The sequence below is a fragment of the Streptomyces boluensis genome (assembly GCF_009908195.1).
GTDB lineage: Bacteria > Actinomycetota > Actinomycetes > Streptomycetales > Streptomycetaceae > Streptomyces > Streptomyces boluensis.
This window is the reverse complement of record NZ_JAAAHS010000032.1, coordinates 1-13025: the sequence shown is the minus strand read 5'-3', so window position 1 is coordinate 13025 and position 13025 is coordinate 1. Positions and strand designations below refer to the sequence as shown.

15 protein-coding genes and 1 tRNA gene are annotated in these 13025 nt (G+C 67.6%); 10 read left to right on the top strand and 6 right to left on the bottom strand.

Annotated features, from left to right (window positions below; translation table 11 throughout):
• Positions 1-20: 20 nt before the first annotated feature.
• The 4 genes from fxlM to GUY60_RS38815 form a co-directional block, all read right to left on the bottom strand.
• A complete protein-coding gene (fxlM, locus tag GUY60_RS07060) occupies positions 21-1253 on the bottom strand; it encodes a methyltransferase, FxLD system (RefSeq protein WP_161694930.1) in 1233 nt (410 codons plus the stop codon).
• 171 nt (positions 1254-1424) lie between these two features.
• Positions 1425-2162: a hypothetical protein gene (locus tag GUY60_RS07055; protein ID WP_161694928.1), complete on the bottom strand. Its 738-nt coding sequence runs from the start codon at positions 2160-2162 to the stop codon at positions 1425-1427.
• A gap of 335 nt (positions 2163-2497) precedes the next feature.
• Positions 2498-2698, bottom strand: a complete 201-nt coding sequence (locus GUY60_RS07050) for a DUF5999 family protein (RefSeq protein ID WP_161694926.1) — start codon at positions 2696-2698, stop codon at positions 2498-2500.
• Between the two features lie 51 nt (positions 2699-2749).
• A complete protein-coding gene (locus GUY60_RS38815; protein ID WP_281368393.1) occupies positions 2750-2977 on the bottom strand; it encodes a DUF6302 family protein in 228 nt (75 codons plus the stop codon).
• Between the two features lie 158 nt (positions 2978-3135).
• Between GUY60_RS38815 and GUY60_RS07040 the strand changes: the two genes are divergently transcribed.
• From GUY60_RS07040 to GUY60_RS07020, 6 genes are all read left to right on the top strand, one after another.
• Entirely contained in the window at positions 3136-4389 is a 1254-nt protein-coding gene (locus GUY60_RS07040) for an NsdA family TPR-like regulatory protein (protein WP_312866209.1), read from the top strand.
• Complete coding sequence (locus tag GUY60_RS07035) at positions 4380-4886, top strand: GNAT family N-acetyltransferase (RefSeq protein ID WP_161694924.1); 507 nt, start codon at positions 4380-4382, stop codon at positions 4884-4886. Before GUY60_RS07040 ends, GUY60_RS07035 begins: the two co-directional genes overlap by 10 nt.
• 68 nt (positions 4887-4954) lie before the next feature.
• Positions 4955-5494 (top strand): GNAT family N-acetyltransferase, encoded by a 540-nt coding sequence (locus GUY60_RS07030; protein ID WP_161694922.1) that lies wholly within the window; start codon positions 4955-4957, stop codon positions 5492-5494.
• A 310-nt stretch (positions 5495-5804) separates the two neighbouring features.
• A complete protein-coding gene (locus tag GUY60_RS40135) occupies positions 5805-5957 on the top strand; it encodes a hypothetical protein (protein ID WP_512700830.1) in 153 nt (50 codons plus the stop codon).
• Positions 5958-5983: 26 nt separating this feature from the next.
• On the top strand, positions 5984-7036 hold the full coding sequence (locus tag GUY60_RS07025; protein ID WP_246234408.1) for an NsdA family TPR-like regulatory protein: 1053 nt from the start codon (positions 5984-5986) through the stop codon (positions 7034-7036).
• A gap of 39 nt (positions 7037-7075) precedes the next feature.
• Positions 7076-7546 carry a TrmO family methyltransferase domain-containing protein gene (locus tag GUY60_RS07020; RefSeq protein WP_161694920.1) on the top strand — a complete coding sequence of 157 codons (471 nt, stop codon included), beginning with the start codon at positions 7076-7078 and terminating at the stop codon, positions 7544-7546.
• A gap of 291 nt (positions 7547-7837) precedes the next feature.
• On the opposite strand, the gene GUY60_RS07015 is transcribed toward GUY60_RS07020, so the two are convergent.
• Entirely contained in the window at positions 7838-8125 is a 288-nt protein-coding gene (locus GUY60_RS07015; RefSeq protein WP_161694918.1) for a hypothetical protein, read from the bottom strand.
• Positions 8126-8216: 91 nt separating this feature from the next.
• Here GUY60_RS07015 and GUY60_RS07010 point away from each other — a divergent pair, with 91 nt between their 5' ends.
• A complete protein-coding gene (locus GUY60_RS07010; RefSeq protein WP_161694916.1) occupies positions 8217-8876 on the top strand; it encodes a helix-turn-helix domain-containing protein in 660 nt (219 codons plus the stop codon).
• Complete coding sequence (locus GUY60_RS07005; RefSeq protein WP_161694914.1) at positions 8873-10486, top strand: site-specific integrase; 1614 nt, start codon at positions 8873-8875, stop codon at positions 10484-10486. The genes GUY60_RS07010 and GUY60_RS07005 overlap by 4 nt, the downstream gene beginning before the upstream one ends.
• A gap of 611 nt (positions 10487-11097) precedes the next feature.
• Here GUY60_RS07005 and GUY60_RS07000 read toward each other — a convergent pair.
• Positions 11098-11171: transfer RNA gene (locus GUY60_RS07000), tRNA-Thr, on the bottom strand.
• A gap of 219 nt (positions 11172-11390) precedes the next feature.
• On the opposite strand from GUY60_RS07000, the gene GUY60_RS06995 reads away from it, so the two are divergent.
• The gene (locus GUY60_RS06995) at positions 11391-11636 is read left to right on the top strand and encodes a phosphopantetheine-binding protein (protein ID WP_161694912.1); all 246 of its coding nucleotides are present in this window, start codon (positions 11391-11393) and stop codon (positions 11634-11636) included.
• A partial coding sequence (locus GUY60_RS06990; protein WP_161694910.1) for an AMP-binding protein occupies positions 11629-13025 on the top strand: 1397 nt, incomplete at its 3' end. The genes GUY60_RS06995 and GUY60_RS06990, both read left to right, overlap by 8 nt.

Sequence of the window (13025 nt, the reverse complement as noted above, 5' to 3'; positions counted from 1 at the left end):
GACCGCGGTCGTTGTGGTGGCTACGGCCAGGTGATCGTGACCCGCGAGTGCCGCCGCTCGATGCGTCGGCCGTCAGCGGGAAGGCGGTCATCCGGCGTGCCCGCCGGGTAGACCTCGATGTGCGCCCGGTCGCCTCGGTGGTCGCGGTCCCAGGTGCGGATCTCCTCGACCAGGCGCTCGGCGAGCTGCTGTCCGTGCGGGCCGTGCCCGATGGCACCCAGCTCGTAGCGGTCGTCCTCGTCGGTGGCCCGCACGGTGCGGTAGGCGAAGGAGTCGCCGTCCACGAGCGTGGGGATGCCCAGCGGGGAGGCTGAGGCCACCAAGCCGCGCTGCCGTGCGCCAGGCTTCGCGGCCAGGAGCGGGAGGTTGTCGAGCTCGGTGGTCAGCCACATGTCGAGGTGCTCGTTGGACTCGCTGCCGCCGAGCGTCACGCCCGACCACGCCTTGTTCGGCGGCGTGATCAGCGCCTTGGCGAGGGCGTCGGTGTCGGGTTCGGGGTGGCCGTCCAGGCGCAGGCCGACCTCCTCGCCCTCCACGTCGTGGAGGACGGCGAGACGAACGCGGTTCTCGCCGAGGCCCTGCATGGGGACGAAACCGCACAGCTCGACCCCGTCGCTGACGAGCCTGTCGCCGTCGCGAACGAGGGCGACCGTGCGCGTCAACCCGCGCATCCGCAGGGGTACGACGAGGCGTCCGCCGTCTTTGAGTTGGGCGGTCCATTCCGGCGGGATGTCGGCGGCCTGGACGGTCACGATGATCCGGTCGAACGGCGCGTGCTCGGGGGCACCATGCTCGGCGTCGGCGGTCAGCACGGTGACGTTCTGGTAGCCGGTGGCCTTCAGGAACCTGGTGGCGCGGTCCGTGACCTCCGGGTCAATGTCCACGGTCACGACGTGGCCGTTCTCCCCGACTACCTCAGCCAGGTTGGCGGCGTTGGGGCCGCCTGAGCCGATCTCCAGCACGGTCATGCCCGGAGCGAGGTCGGCCTGTTCCATCTGCATGGCCTGCACACGCGGCGCGGACACCGAGCTGATGTCCACCCCGTGCTCGTCGGTCTTGGTGATCGCGGCAAATTCGGCGTCATACGTACGGGCCATGTCCACCTCGGGCGTGGCCAGGTGCCGCCGCACGTTCCGGAAGGCGGTCACGACGCCGGGGCTGCGCGCCGCTCCGAATTCGATGAGCTTCTGCGCCAGGTCGTCACGCAACTGCTGTTCCGTACGGCCCTGTTCGCGGGTGCTTTCGTTCGTCATGTCGGTGCCTAACCTTCGCTTCGGGTCTAGCGGGTTTGCAGAGGCCGGTGCGCTGCCGCGAGGGCTCGCTTCAAGGACGAGGCGAAAGCCGCGCGCCGGGCTTGTAACCGCTCGGCGGCCCGACCCGTCACACATCCGGGCCGCCGAGCGGCGGTCTAGGAGGCGGCACCATCACGGTGCCTTCGTGAGTGTGGCGGCCGGGTGCGGACCAGATCCTTCTGCCTGCGCCGTACGCGCTGGAGGAAGGACCGGCGAGTCAGATGCTTCGGCGGCTGCGGGGTCCTGCACCCACCGCTCGATCAGGAGCAACGGGATGAGGAGCACTACCACTGCCACGAGTCGGTGACTCAGCGGGAGCGGCATGATCACGCCGCCCCAGAGATCAGCGGCGAAGTGGCCGATGAGCAACGGGACGAGGCGTCCGTATCGCTGGTAGAGCCAGACGCGGCCCGCGGCGTACAGGGCCATGCCGACGGCAGGAAGTCCGAAGTAGCCGTGCAAGACAACCTCGATGACGCACACCGTGGCGTAGATCTCCCAGGAGGGACGACGGGCGGCTGTCAGCAGCGCGATGACGGCCGCAACGATCACCACGTCCTCGATCGCCACCGCCCACACGGCTGCGAAGACAAGGTCGCTCGGGCTGGAGAGACCGAGTGTGGAGAGCTGATCCACCTTCATGACAGGCACGGCCGCCGTGTCGAGAAGGCGGAAAGCCTGCTGCAACAGCATCGTCGCGGCCCCGCCTACAGCGCATGCGAGGAAGGTGTACTTCACTACCGTCCATACCTGGGCGCGTCCCCGGGGCACGGCCACCGCGCCGGGCCCCTTGTCCAGGTTCAGGCCCTGTGCTCGGCACACCTCCAGTGCCAGCCATGCCACCACGCACCCGAAGATCGCCTTGCCCACCGGCCCAGTCCCGGGTGCAGCGGCGCAGACCGCGAGCGCCCCGGAAGCGACCGCGGCGCCCCGGTGGAGCAACCGCCGCCGTGGGCGGGTCCGACAGCGTGTGGTACGGGCTATGACCACCCACGAAAGCCAGAAGAACAGAATCACGGCGGCCGCAACGTGCCCCAACTGGAGCAGGCGGAAGGCTCCCCGTGGCCACTGCACTCCGTATAAGGCACCGGCCTGCATGAGGCCGCCGGCCACTGGAGCCAAACCGGCGATCAATATCAGCCCTCCCACTTGGATGACGAGGGAGAGGGGCCGTGACCTATCGGAACCCACTGTGTCCAATGTGCTCACGCGGTCACCGCCAGCACGAGAGAGGGGAGAGCCCGGTGCGGGGCGATGACCTCGCCGTTGGGCAGAAGCTCGCCGGTGTCGAAGAGCAGGACGCCGTTGCAGAGCAGGCAGCCTTGTTCCGGGTGGGGCGCTATGAGATGCGCGGCCTCCCTGTCGGGAGCGTCTGCCGTGGGGCACGACGGGGTGTGCGCGCACATGGTTCTGGTCCTCTCGGGTGCGGGGAAAGGGAGTTGGGCCCTCTTCAGCGGTTACGAGGCCGTGGGGGAGCACGTTTCGGAGACAGTTGAAGAGGGGGTTCGTGGGTGGTGCCGCACGAAGCGGGCGATGGCGTCCTCGCTGTAGCCGTAGAAGCGGCCGAAGACCGTGTCGTCCTCCCACCACTCGGGGGTGGGGTCGCCCCACTCGACCGTGTGGCCGGTGTCGCGGTACGGCGACCAGCGCATACGGAGCTCGCCTACGTTCTGACATTCCGTCATCGCCCTACTTCGGGTTCGGGACGCCTTCAGGCGACAACCAGTGAACGACCGGCACGACAGCGGCGACAGGTGGAACCAGGTGGAACTACAGCGCATGACCCCGGTGATTTTTACCTTCGCGCTGTCGTGGCCTGATCGCGGAGCGCTACCTTCGTCCTGTGTACGCGAACACGAAGCTGGAAGCGCGGATCGAACAACTCGGCTTCTCCCAGGCCGGGTTGGCCAGGGAAATTAACCTCGCGGTCGAACGACTTACCGGCTCTCATGGCTCGGTCACTGACGCAGACGTGCGCCGCTGGCTGCGATACGAGACCAAGTGGCCGCAGGACCGCATCCGGCTTTGCATCGAAGAGGTGCTGGACGCCTCGTCCGAGGACTTAGGGTTCGTCCCCCGACGACGGAAGAGTCGCGCACCATCGGAGGACGGGCCCGTGCAGCGTCGCGCATTCGTTAACGCAGTGGGTGGAGCGGGCTTGGCCATCGCTGCTCCGAAGGCAAGTCAGAGACGGCTGGGTGTCAGTGACGTCGACAGGTTTCGCCAGGACTACGTGAAGATCCTTCAGGAAGACCGAGTTGTGGGTGGCACGAGGCGGGTGGAGAACCTGGCCATCGAGCTTGGCACGCGGGTCCAATCCGCCCTCACCACCGGAACGGTCTCCAGTCGCGTACGGGACATGCTCCATCGCCTTGCTGCCGAAGCGATGGCAGCTGCGGCGTTTGCCGCCCTCGACGCAAGCTCCCCGAAGCGGGCTCGTGCACACCTGGACAAGGCCATGACCCTGGCCGGCCTGTCACGGGACAGCCAGACGATGTATCGCGTGTGGGATCACCTGATGCTCGCGTCGAGTATGCGAGAGAACCACGCTGAAGCTGCGGCTAGCGCCGAGGTGATGAAGCGTTCGACCGCAGCACGACGTGATCCTCTCTTTGCCTCTCTCGGGCACATGCGCAACGCCAATGCGCTGGCCCGACTGGATCAGCACACAGACGCCCTACGCGCTCTCGGGCTGGCAGAGAAGAACTTCGGCCGCAGCACTCAGGCTGTGCACTCAGACTGGATCAGCTTTTACGGGGCCGCCGAGTTCGACGCCTTGTCCTCGTACGTATGGACCGCGGTCGGGGAGCACGGCCGGGCGGAGTTCTGTCTGCACCGAACACTGTCGGCCATCCCCGAGGACATGGCCCGCGACAGAGCGCTGTTCACCGCGCACCTATCTCTGGCGCAGGTCAGGCAGGGTGAGCTTGAATTGAGCTGCGCCACGGCGAAGAAGGCATCAGCCCTGCTGCTTCCCGAGTCTGGGTCGCAAAGGACTGCCAAGACCTTGGCCAGGGGGCGTGAACTGCTCATCGCCTCCGGATCGAAGGCGCCTGAAGTAACCGGGTGGACCGAGGAGTCTCGTCAATGGATCTGAGGCGGTACGGCCACGTCGACGCTCAAGATGTGCGTTCGATGCTGCTGGACATCCACGACGAGGTGTACGCGGACAACCCCGACCCGTTCCATTCTCGCGAGCGCTTCACGTACTTCCTGGACCGGTGGTCCTCACGGACGAACTGGAGGTGCGTATCCGGCTGGGAGAACGGAGGCCCGGTCGGCTACGCCTACGGCTCAGTTCTCGCGCCCGGTGGTTGGTGGCAGGGCAGCACCCGGCCCAGTGATCTACGAGGCCCCGTCTTCGCGTTGTCTGAACTCATGGTGCTACCCAAGTGGCGCGGGACGGGCAGAGCCAAGAAGATCCATGACGCACTGATAGCCCCCGTGGATGCGAGGGTGGTCTCGCTTCAGGTGGAGATCGCACACGAGAAGGTCGTGCGGCTCTACGAGAGCTGGGGGTACCGAAAGGTGGATGAGTCCAAGTCACACGACGACTCGCCCCAGTACGCAGTGATGCTCAGGGACCTCCGGTAACTGCACCCACCGAGCAGTGCCAGCGCGAGCACCTGGACCGAGCACACCGCCGCCTGGAGGCCCAACGCATGACCTCGGCACCCGCCATCGAACTCCGCTCCTTCACCGAACTGGACGCCGTCCGCGACGACTTGCTTGACGTGTATGCCGAAGTACGGGCACCGCTGCTCCATCATGCGAACTACGCGGTGTCCTCCTTCGGCGAGCGGCTGGACCGGCACGGCACCGAGGCCGGCTTTCAGGCGGTACTCGCCTACGAGGGCGAGCGTCCGGTGGGGTACGCCTACGGCAACACGATCGAGGACGGGGACCGGTACTGGCAGCGCACCAACCCCGCGCCAAGCGAGAAGTACACCGTGCGTGCAGCCCTGGCGCTGAAGGAGATCGGCGTGCGCCCCGCATGGCGGGGCACCGGAGTAGCGCGACACATACACGACACGCTCCTTGCCGGCTGTGATGAGTCGTACGTGACGCTGATGGTCAACGAAGCAGCAGGGGACGGGAAAGTCCACGCTCTCTACGAGTCGTGGAGATACGAGGACATCGGCCACAGCCAGCCGTCACCGGCCTCGCCCCGCCTCACGGTGATGATCCGCTCAACAGGCTGACCCTGCTTCGCCCCGTAGGGGCGACTCTCGGTCATCTCGCCTATACCGGCGATCAGTTGAGCATTACTTTGGAGCCGTGCCCGCCCTGAACTACGAGCTGGGGCGGGTCGGCCAACGTGGTCAAAGATCGTTTTCGGTGGCGGGGGCGCAGGATGGCGCGCGAGAGAAACGAGCAGCTGGCCGCACTCTCCTGGAAGCTCGCTGGTCACGGGCACAGGCGGCATCCGCGTACAACCGGGTCTCCGCCGAGACACTGAACGGCGAGGTGCGGGAGAACTCCAAGGTCGGCCGCTCCCACGTGAGCATGTGAGTGGGAGGCACCCAGCCGACAGGGGTCGCGCCCGATATCTTGTGCCAGGCGCTGTCCCGTCGTTTGAAGCGTGAGATCACGCCGCAAGAAGTCGGGTTTGCAGCTTCCACCTCATCAGCGCATGGGCGCTGGACTGGCGCGTCGATCCCTTGATCGCGCTGAATGACTTGGGGAGTGGCGTGGACACGGACCGGCGTCGGCTGCTGGCGGGTGGCGTGTACTGCGCGGCGGCCTTGCTTCTGCCGGACGAAACGTGGTGGGACGCCATGTCGAGGCCGTCGGCGGAGGAGCCTTCGACAGGCATGCGGGTCGGGCGCGGAGACGTCGAGACTGTACGAGAGCTGACCCTGGCCTTCTCGCGCATGGACCAGCGGCGCGGCGGCGGCCACGGCCGGCGCGCGGTCGACGAGTACCTGAAGCACGAAGCCAACGAATTCGTCCGAGGCCGGTTCGCCGACGACGCGACCCGTCGCGCGATGTTCTCGGCCTCCGCCGAGCTGGCCTACGTGTCCGGCTGGATGGCCTTCGACAACAGCGAGCACGCGGTCGCGCTCCAGCGTTTCAACGCCGCGGTGAAGCTCGCTGCCCGCTCCGGCGACGCACCCCTCAGCGGGCACATCTTGCGGGCCATGGCGCACCAGGCGCTCGATCTGGGCTTTCGAGGCGAGGCCCTCCAGATCGCGCAGACTTCGGTGCATGGCGAGCGGTACGCGGCGGCCACCCCCCGCGAGCGAGCGCTCCTCGGTGTGGTGCACGCGCGCACCCTCGCCGCGAACGGCCATAAGCAGCAGGCAGCAAGGGCGCTGCTTCGCGCCGAGGACGACCTGTCGAACGCCAACGACGGGATCAGGGAGCCGGACCGGACCTTCTTCTTCGGCGAGGCGTCTCTCGCGCACGAGACCGCGTGCACCTTGCGGGATCTCGGTGATCACCAACGTGCGGTCAAACAGTTCCGGCGCTCCGTACGCACGCGCGGAGCCGCGTTCCGGCGCACGCACGCGGTCACCCTCGGGTACATGGGCGCCGCGCAGATCGCGCAGGGCGGCGTCGAAGAAGCCTGTGCGACGTGGACCAACGTCCTCGACGCGATGGAGGGCGGGATCTACTCAGGACGTGCCCGCCAGACGGTCGTTGACATGCGGCAACTTCTCTCTCCCTATCGCAAGCGCGGCATCCCCGCGATAGGCGCGCTGGACACCCGTGCGGCCTCGTACTTGGCCCAAGTAGATTGATCATCCGTGTCGTCGACACCCAATCGAAGGGCTGGGGCCATGGCTTTGGAGATCAAGCCGATCGGGGAAGTTGTCGCGGGCCGTACCGATGTCGCCGACGACTACTGGGGAGGCGTCGAGTCGGTGATCCAGCTCGACGAGGAATTCCCCCTCGATGCCGTCCAGGGCCTGGAGGAGTTCTCCCACCTGGTCGTCGTGTGGCACTTCGACCAGGCGTCACCCGATGACGTCGAGTGCCACGCCCGCAGCCCGCGCGGAAACACGCAGTGGCCGGCAACGGGCACATTCGCCCATCGCAATCACCGACGACCCAACCAACTGGCGCAGAGCTTCCCGCGCCTGGTGAAGGTCGACGGGCTCAGCCTGCATGTGACCGACCTGGACGCTGTGGTCGGCACGAAGATCTACGATCTTTCGCCCTACTTCACGGAGATGGGACCGCGCGGGACAGTCCACGAGCCCGCGTGGCCGGGCGAGATGCTGACAGACTACTGGGCCGAGCGGGCCTGACGTCGACCGTGCCGGGGCTCAGAACTCGGGTTGCCGTGGTGGAGCGGCTGCCGCATGCCGCCCTCGACGAGGTCTGGCGCAGATGAATGACGTGGATCTGGGCTCCGAGGTCGCCCGGAAGATCGAGAAGAACGCGGGCCGCACGTACGGGCGGAACGAGCATGGGGCGCTCGTCCGGACGAGCGCCTCGTAGGTAGTCCCGCTGACCGGCCCGTACGAGCGCCGACGACGAAGGCCCCGACATCTGTCGGGGGCTTCGTCGTGCTGGTCGACGTGCAGGACACGCTGCTCCTAAGCAGCGAGGTCGTGACCCTCGCCTGCGCACTCTCCCTGACCTCCGTCGGACTGCTGCCGTTCCAGCCCCAACAGCCTCAACAGGTCAGCCGTCACCACCCGGTAGGCGTTGCCGAGGCGCAGCACCTTGACCGGGTACTCCCCCTGCTTGGCGAGTCCGTATCCCGTGGACCGCCCGATCATCAATGCTCGGTTCGAGGTGTCGAGATCGATCACAGCGGGGAGGGCGAGCAGCTCGTCGCCCGTCAGTCCTCGTGCCGCGCGAAACGAATCGGATGCCACCATGACGCTCTCCTTGCCATATTCCGTGTTCCAATGACACGGAAGACCTATCATGGAGTTGCAGCAGCACCTCATTGGTTCATATGGTGTCACCATGACACCTGATCAATGGTCGGCAGCGTTCACCGGTCGGATCGCCCAACGCCTGCGACACTCACGTAAGGCCGCCGGCCTCACCATGGCCGAAGTCGCGCAGGGCTGCGCGGCCCGCGGCTTGCCGGAACTCACCGAGCACTCCCTCAAGAATCTAGAGTCCGGGCGTAAGGCAAGTATCAGCGTGGCGGATGTCGTCGTGCTCGCTGACGTCATGGACGTCCCACCCGTAACTCTTCTCTTTCCACTCGGATCCTCTGCGACGGTCGAGGTCCTGCCGGGTCGCGAGCTGTCCACCTGGGACGCGGTCGCGTGGTTCACCGGCGAGTCGCCTCTGGACGAGCCCGCCCTCGAAGGCTCCTCTCGGAACGTCCTAGACCTCTTCCGTCAGCACGGTGACCTGGTGGCTGCCGCGATGTCCTCCTACGCCATGGCCAGGGAAAGGCGACGGGCGGCCAGCACCACCTTGGACCGGGCCCGCAGAGCCACACTCCTGCAGCGCGCCGAGGGCTACGAAGAGCACGCGTTCGAGGACTGCCAGGAACTGCGCATGTTCCGTGGCCGGATGCGCGACCGCGACCTGGCACCCCCGGCCCTCCCTGACGAGTTGACCTTTGTCGACCAGCCCGAAGCACTGCCCCCCTCGGAGGACAGCGAGTGAAAAACGGCAACCTCATACGACGGTGCCGCTGCACGGACCCGAAGACCAAGAAGGAGTACGGCGCCTCCTGCCCCAAGCTCAAGTCTTCGCGCCGACACGGCACTTGGACCGCCGTCCAGGAACTCGAACCCAACCAGAACGGTGACCGCAGGCGGTTCCGTCGTGGCGGCTTCGAGACCTCCACCAAGGCCCAAGAGGAGCTGGACAAAGTCCGCGCCCTCATGGCCATTCCCGAGGAGGACGACGCCTGGGGCAAAACCCAGATCAGCGACCTCCTGGAGAACTGCGTCAAGGACAAGGACCCGGTCCCGGACTACGACGAGACCCGTCGCCGCTTCAAGACAGGGCAGTCCCTGAACTCCAAGGTCACCGTGGCGGAGTGGCTCGACACCTGGCTGGCGGGACGCAAGCGTCTGCGGCGCGGTGGGGCGGCCCGCTACGAGTGCGATATCCGCGTCCACCTGAAGCCGCATCTCGGCCACCTGCGCCTCGACAAGCTCCGCGTACACCACATCAGTTCGATGTTCGACGCGATCAACGAGCGCAACATCGAGATCCAAGAACAGAACGCCCAGCGGCGCGTGGTCCGCGATGACCTCAAGGCCACGCCGAACAAGGGTGCCGAGAATCGCGCGCGGCGCCTTTGGCTGCGGGCTCAGCTCGACGCGATGCCTCCATTTCGGCGGATCACCGGCCTCAACACCCAGCCGCACATCCGGGACACCCTGCGCGCCGCGCTGAACGTCGCCATAGCCCAGCAGGTGATGCCCGCTTTCAACCCTGCGGCGCACGTCGAGTTGCTGCCGGGCACGAAGCCCAAGGCCCTCGTATGGAGCGACGAGCGCATCGCGCGCTGGAAGGAGACCGGCGAGAGGCCCTCGCCGGTCATGGTCTGGACCCCCGAGCAGACGGCGACGTTCCTCGACTTCGTCGAGCAGGACCGGCTGTACGTGCTCTGGCGGCTCATCGCCTTCCGGGGCACACGACGTGGCGAAGGATGCGGCGTCCGTTGGGAAGATCACTCGGCCAAGGCCCGCTCGCTCGCCATCGCCACCCAGCTCGTGCAGGACGGCTGGGCGGTCCACGAGGGTGCGCCCAAGACCGTAAGCGGCATCCGCCTGATCGCCCTCGACGAGGAGACCAACCAGGACCTCCAGGCTCACAAGCTCCGCCAGCAACGGGAACAGGAAGCGTGGGGCGAGGGCTGGCAGGACACAGGTCGGATCTTCACCCAGGAGGACGGCTCCCTCCTCCATCCTGGCAAGGTCAGCGACCTCTTCGAGCGCCTAGTGGAAGCCGCTGGCCTTCCTCCGATCCGGCTCCACGATCTTCGCCACGTCGCAGCCACGCTGATGCTCGCTGCCGGTGTCGACATCAAGGTGGTCTCCGAAACGCTCGGCCACTCGGACACGCGGATCACCCGGGACATCTACCAATCGGTCCTGGACGATCTCGCTCGTGACGCCGCCGAGAAGGTCGTACAGCTCGTGCCGCACGCCCGGAGGGCCATGGCGGCAGTGAAGGATGGGGCGCCGACTGTCTCGCCCCGCCGGCCCAGGATGACGCCTCCACGCAAGAGCGACGAGGTCAAGGAAGAACGGTCCGCCTGACGCAGGCGAGAAGGAGCCCCGGTCAGCTGGAATCTGACCGGGGCTCCGGCATGTGATGGACGTCACGCATCAGACCCAGCGAACTGCAGGTGATTGCGCAGCGTGACCATCTTCCGCCCCAGTGACAGCCGCGCCAAAGCGCGGCTCCCCCAGCGACCGCCGAGCCAGCCTCGGGCGAGCCGCCAGCACATCGATCCCCCGCTGGCCCTAGCTTGCCGAGGCTCCGCTTCGCACTCCGAGCGCTGCCGCCACGGCCGAAAGCGAGCCCGGCATCCATGCGCATGACCACGAGAAGACACGCTGGTAGCGATGCGGAACCACCCTGCCTGCCTGCTCGGCGAGCGACTCCAGGACTATTGGACCTGGCCGAAGCCCTGTCAGGCGGCGCTGCCAGGCAACGACTTGTAGGGGTGGAACAACAACCAGGCCGCTGACCGTACGCCTTCATCGGCACTCTCGGCCACCGCCGCTGCACGCCGTTTGCACGTTTGGCCACCGGTCGGCCACCAAGGGGCGCCTGGCGCGACCTCTGCGCTGACACGCCGACAGATTTAAGGTCACGGAATAGAAAAAACCCCAGGTCACGGCGAGTGAGTCCTGGGGTTGATCCGAGCCCCCTGTCGGATTCGAACCGACGACCTACGCATTACAAGTGCGTTGCTCTGGCCATCTGAGCTAAGGAGGCACACCGCGCGGGATCGTGCGTGCGCGGGGGTTTCCACACTTTACACAGTGGGGTCCGGGGTGGGCCAAGGTGAATCCCGTGGTCGTCGGTCCGCCCCGTTCCCCGGGGCCGCAACCTCCCGAAGAGCACGCGCCCCGTGCCCCGACAGGCGACCCCGGCGCTCGTGCTTGATAGAAACAGTGCGGCGCTTGTTCGAATCTATTAGGGCGAGGGGCGGCCATGGAGTCAGAGGTGGAGGCGGTCGCGGCGCGGGTCGTCGGGATCGTCGGCGAAGTGCTCGGGGAGAGAGACGTACCGGTCGGCGAGCACTTCCAGGACCTCGGCGGCTCCTCGCTCCAGGCCATCCGGATCTGTGCCCGCGTACGCAAGGAGCTCGGCGTGAAGGCCGCGCCCGAGGCACTCTTCGAGAGCGACACCGTCGGTGAGTTCAGCGCGGCGCTCGCCCGCGCCGTGGACCGTGCGTGACGCCACGGGGCACCGGCTGATCCACACCGCCGTCGCCCGGCACGCCGCCCGCACCCCCGACGCCCCCGCGCTCCTCCAGGGCGACCGGCGCCTGACGTACCGCGAACTCGACCGTGCCGCCGACGCGTACGCCGCCGAGCTGCGCAAGCTCGGCGTCGGCCCCGGCACCCTCGTCCCGGTGGCCCTCGACCGGACCCCGCAGCTGGTCGCCGTGCTCCTCGGGGTGCTCAAGTGCGGTGCCGCGTATGCCGCGTTGGACCTCGCGTGGCCCGAGGAACGACTCCGTACCGTCGTCGCCGCCCTCGCCCCACCCGTCGGCGTCGGCGAGGCGCTCACCGGATGCGGAATCCCCGTATGGACGCCAGGGGCGACGGAGGCGCAGGGGATACCCGGTACGCCGAGTACCCGCGAGCCATCGCGCACGCCGGCGGCACCCGAGACGCCCACCACAGACCAGCCACCAACGAGCAGCAACACCACCCCCGCCACCATCTTCTTCACCTCAGGCACCACCGGCACCCCCAAAGGCGTCATCTCCCCGCACCGGGCCACCACCCGGCTTTTCCCGCCCGGAGGGTCCCTCGTCGGGCTCGGGGCCGGGCGGGTCATGGTGCAGGCGGCGCCCGTGGCGTGGGACGCGTTCACGTTGGAGGTGTGGGGGCCGTTGCTCAGCGGCGCGGCCTGTGCGATGAGTACGAGCCGGACGTTGCTCCCCGAGGAGCTGCGCGAGCTGATCGCCCGGCACGGGGCGGACACCCTGTGGATCACCTCGTCCTTGCTCAACCTCTTCGTCGACGAGGACCCGGACTGTTTCGCCGGGCTCACCCACGTGCTGACCGGCGGCGAAGTGCTCTCGCCCGCGCACATACGGGCCCTGCTGCGCCGCCACCCGGACACGGCGGTCTTCAACGGGTACGGCCCGGTGGAGAGCTGCGTCTTCGCCACCCTGCACCGGATCACCCCCGCCGACTGCGACCGGCCGGACGGCATCCCGCTCGGAACTCCCGTACCGGATACGGGAGTCCACCTCGTCGACGGCGAGATATGGGTCTCGGGGGACGGTCTCGCCGACGGCTACCTCGGACTGCCCGAGGCCACCGCGGAGAGCTTCACCGAGCTACCCCGAGCCACCGCGGAGCACCCCACCGCCGCGCACCCCACCGACCTGGACCGCGTCCGCGCCTACCGCACCGGCGACCTCGGCCACCGCGGCCCCGACGGGCTCCTGTACTTCCGGGGCCGCACCGACCGCCAGGTGAAGGTCGCCGGGCACCGGGTGGAGCCCGGCGAGACCGAGGCCGTCGCGCGCCGTGTCCCCGGCGTCCGGGACTGCGCCGTCCTGGCCGTCGACGACCGGCTCGCCCTGTACTACACCCCCGACCCCACCAC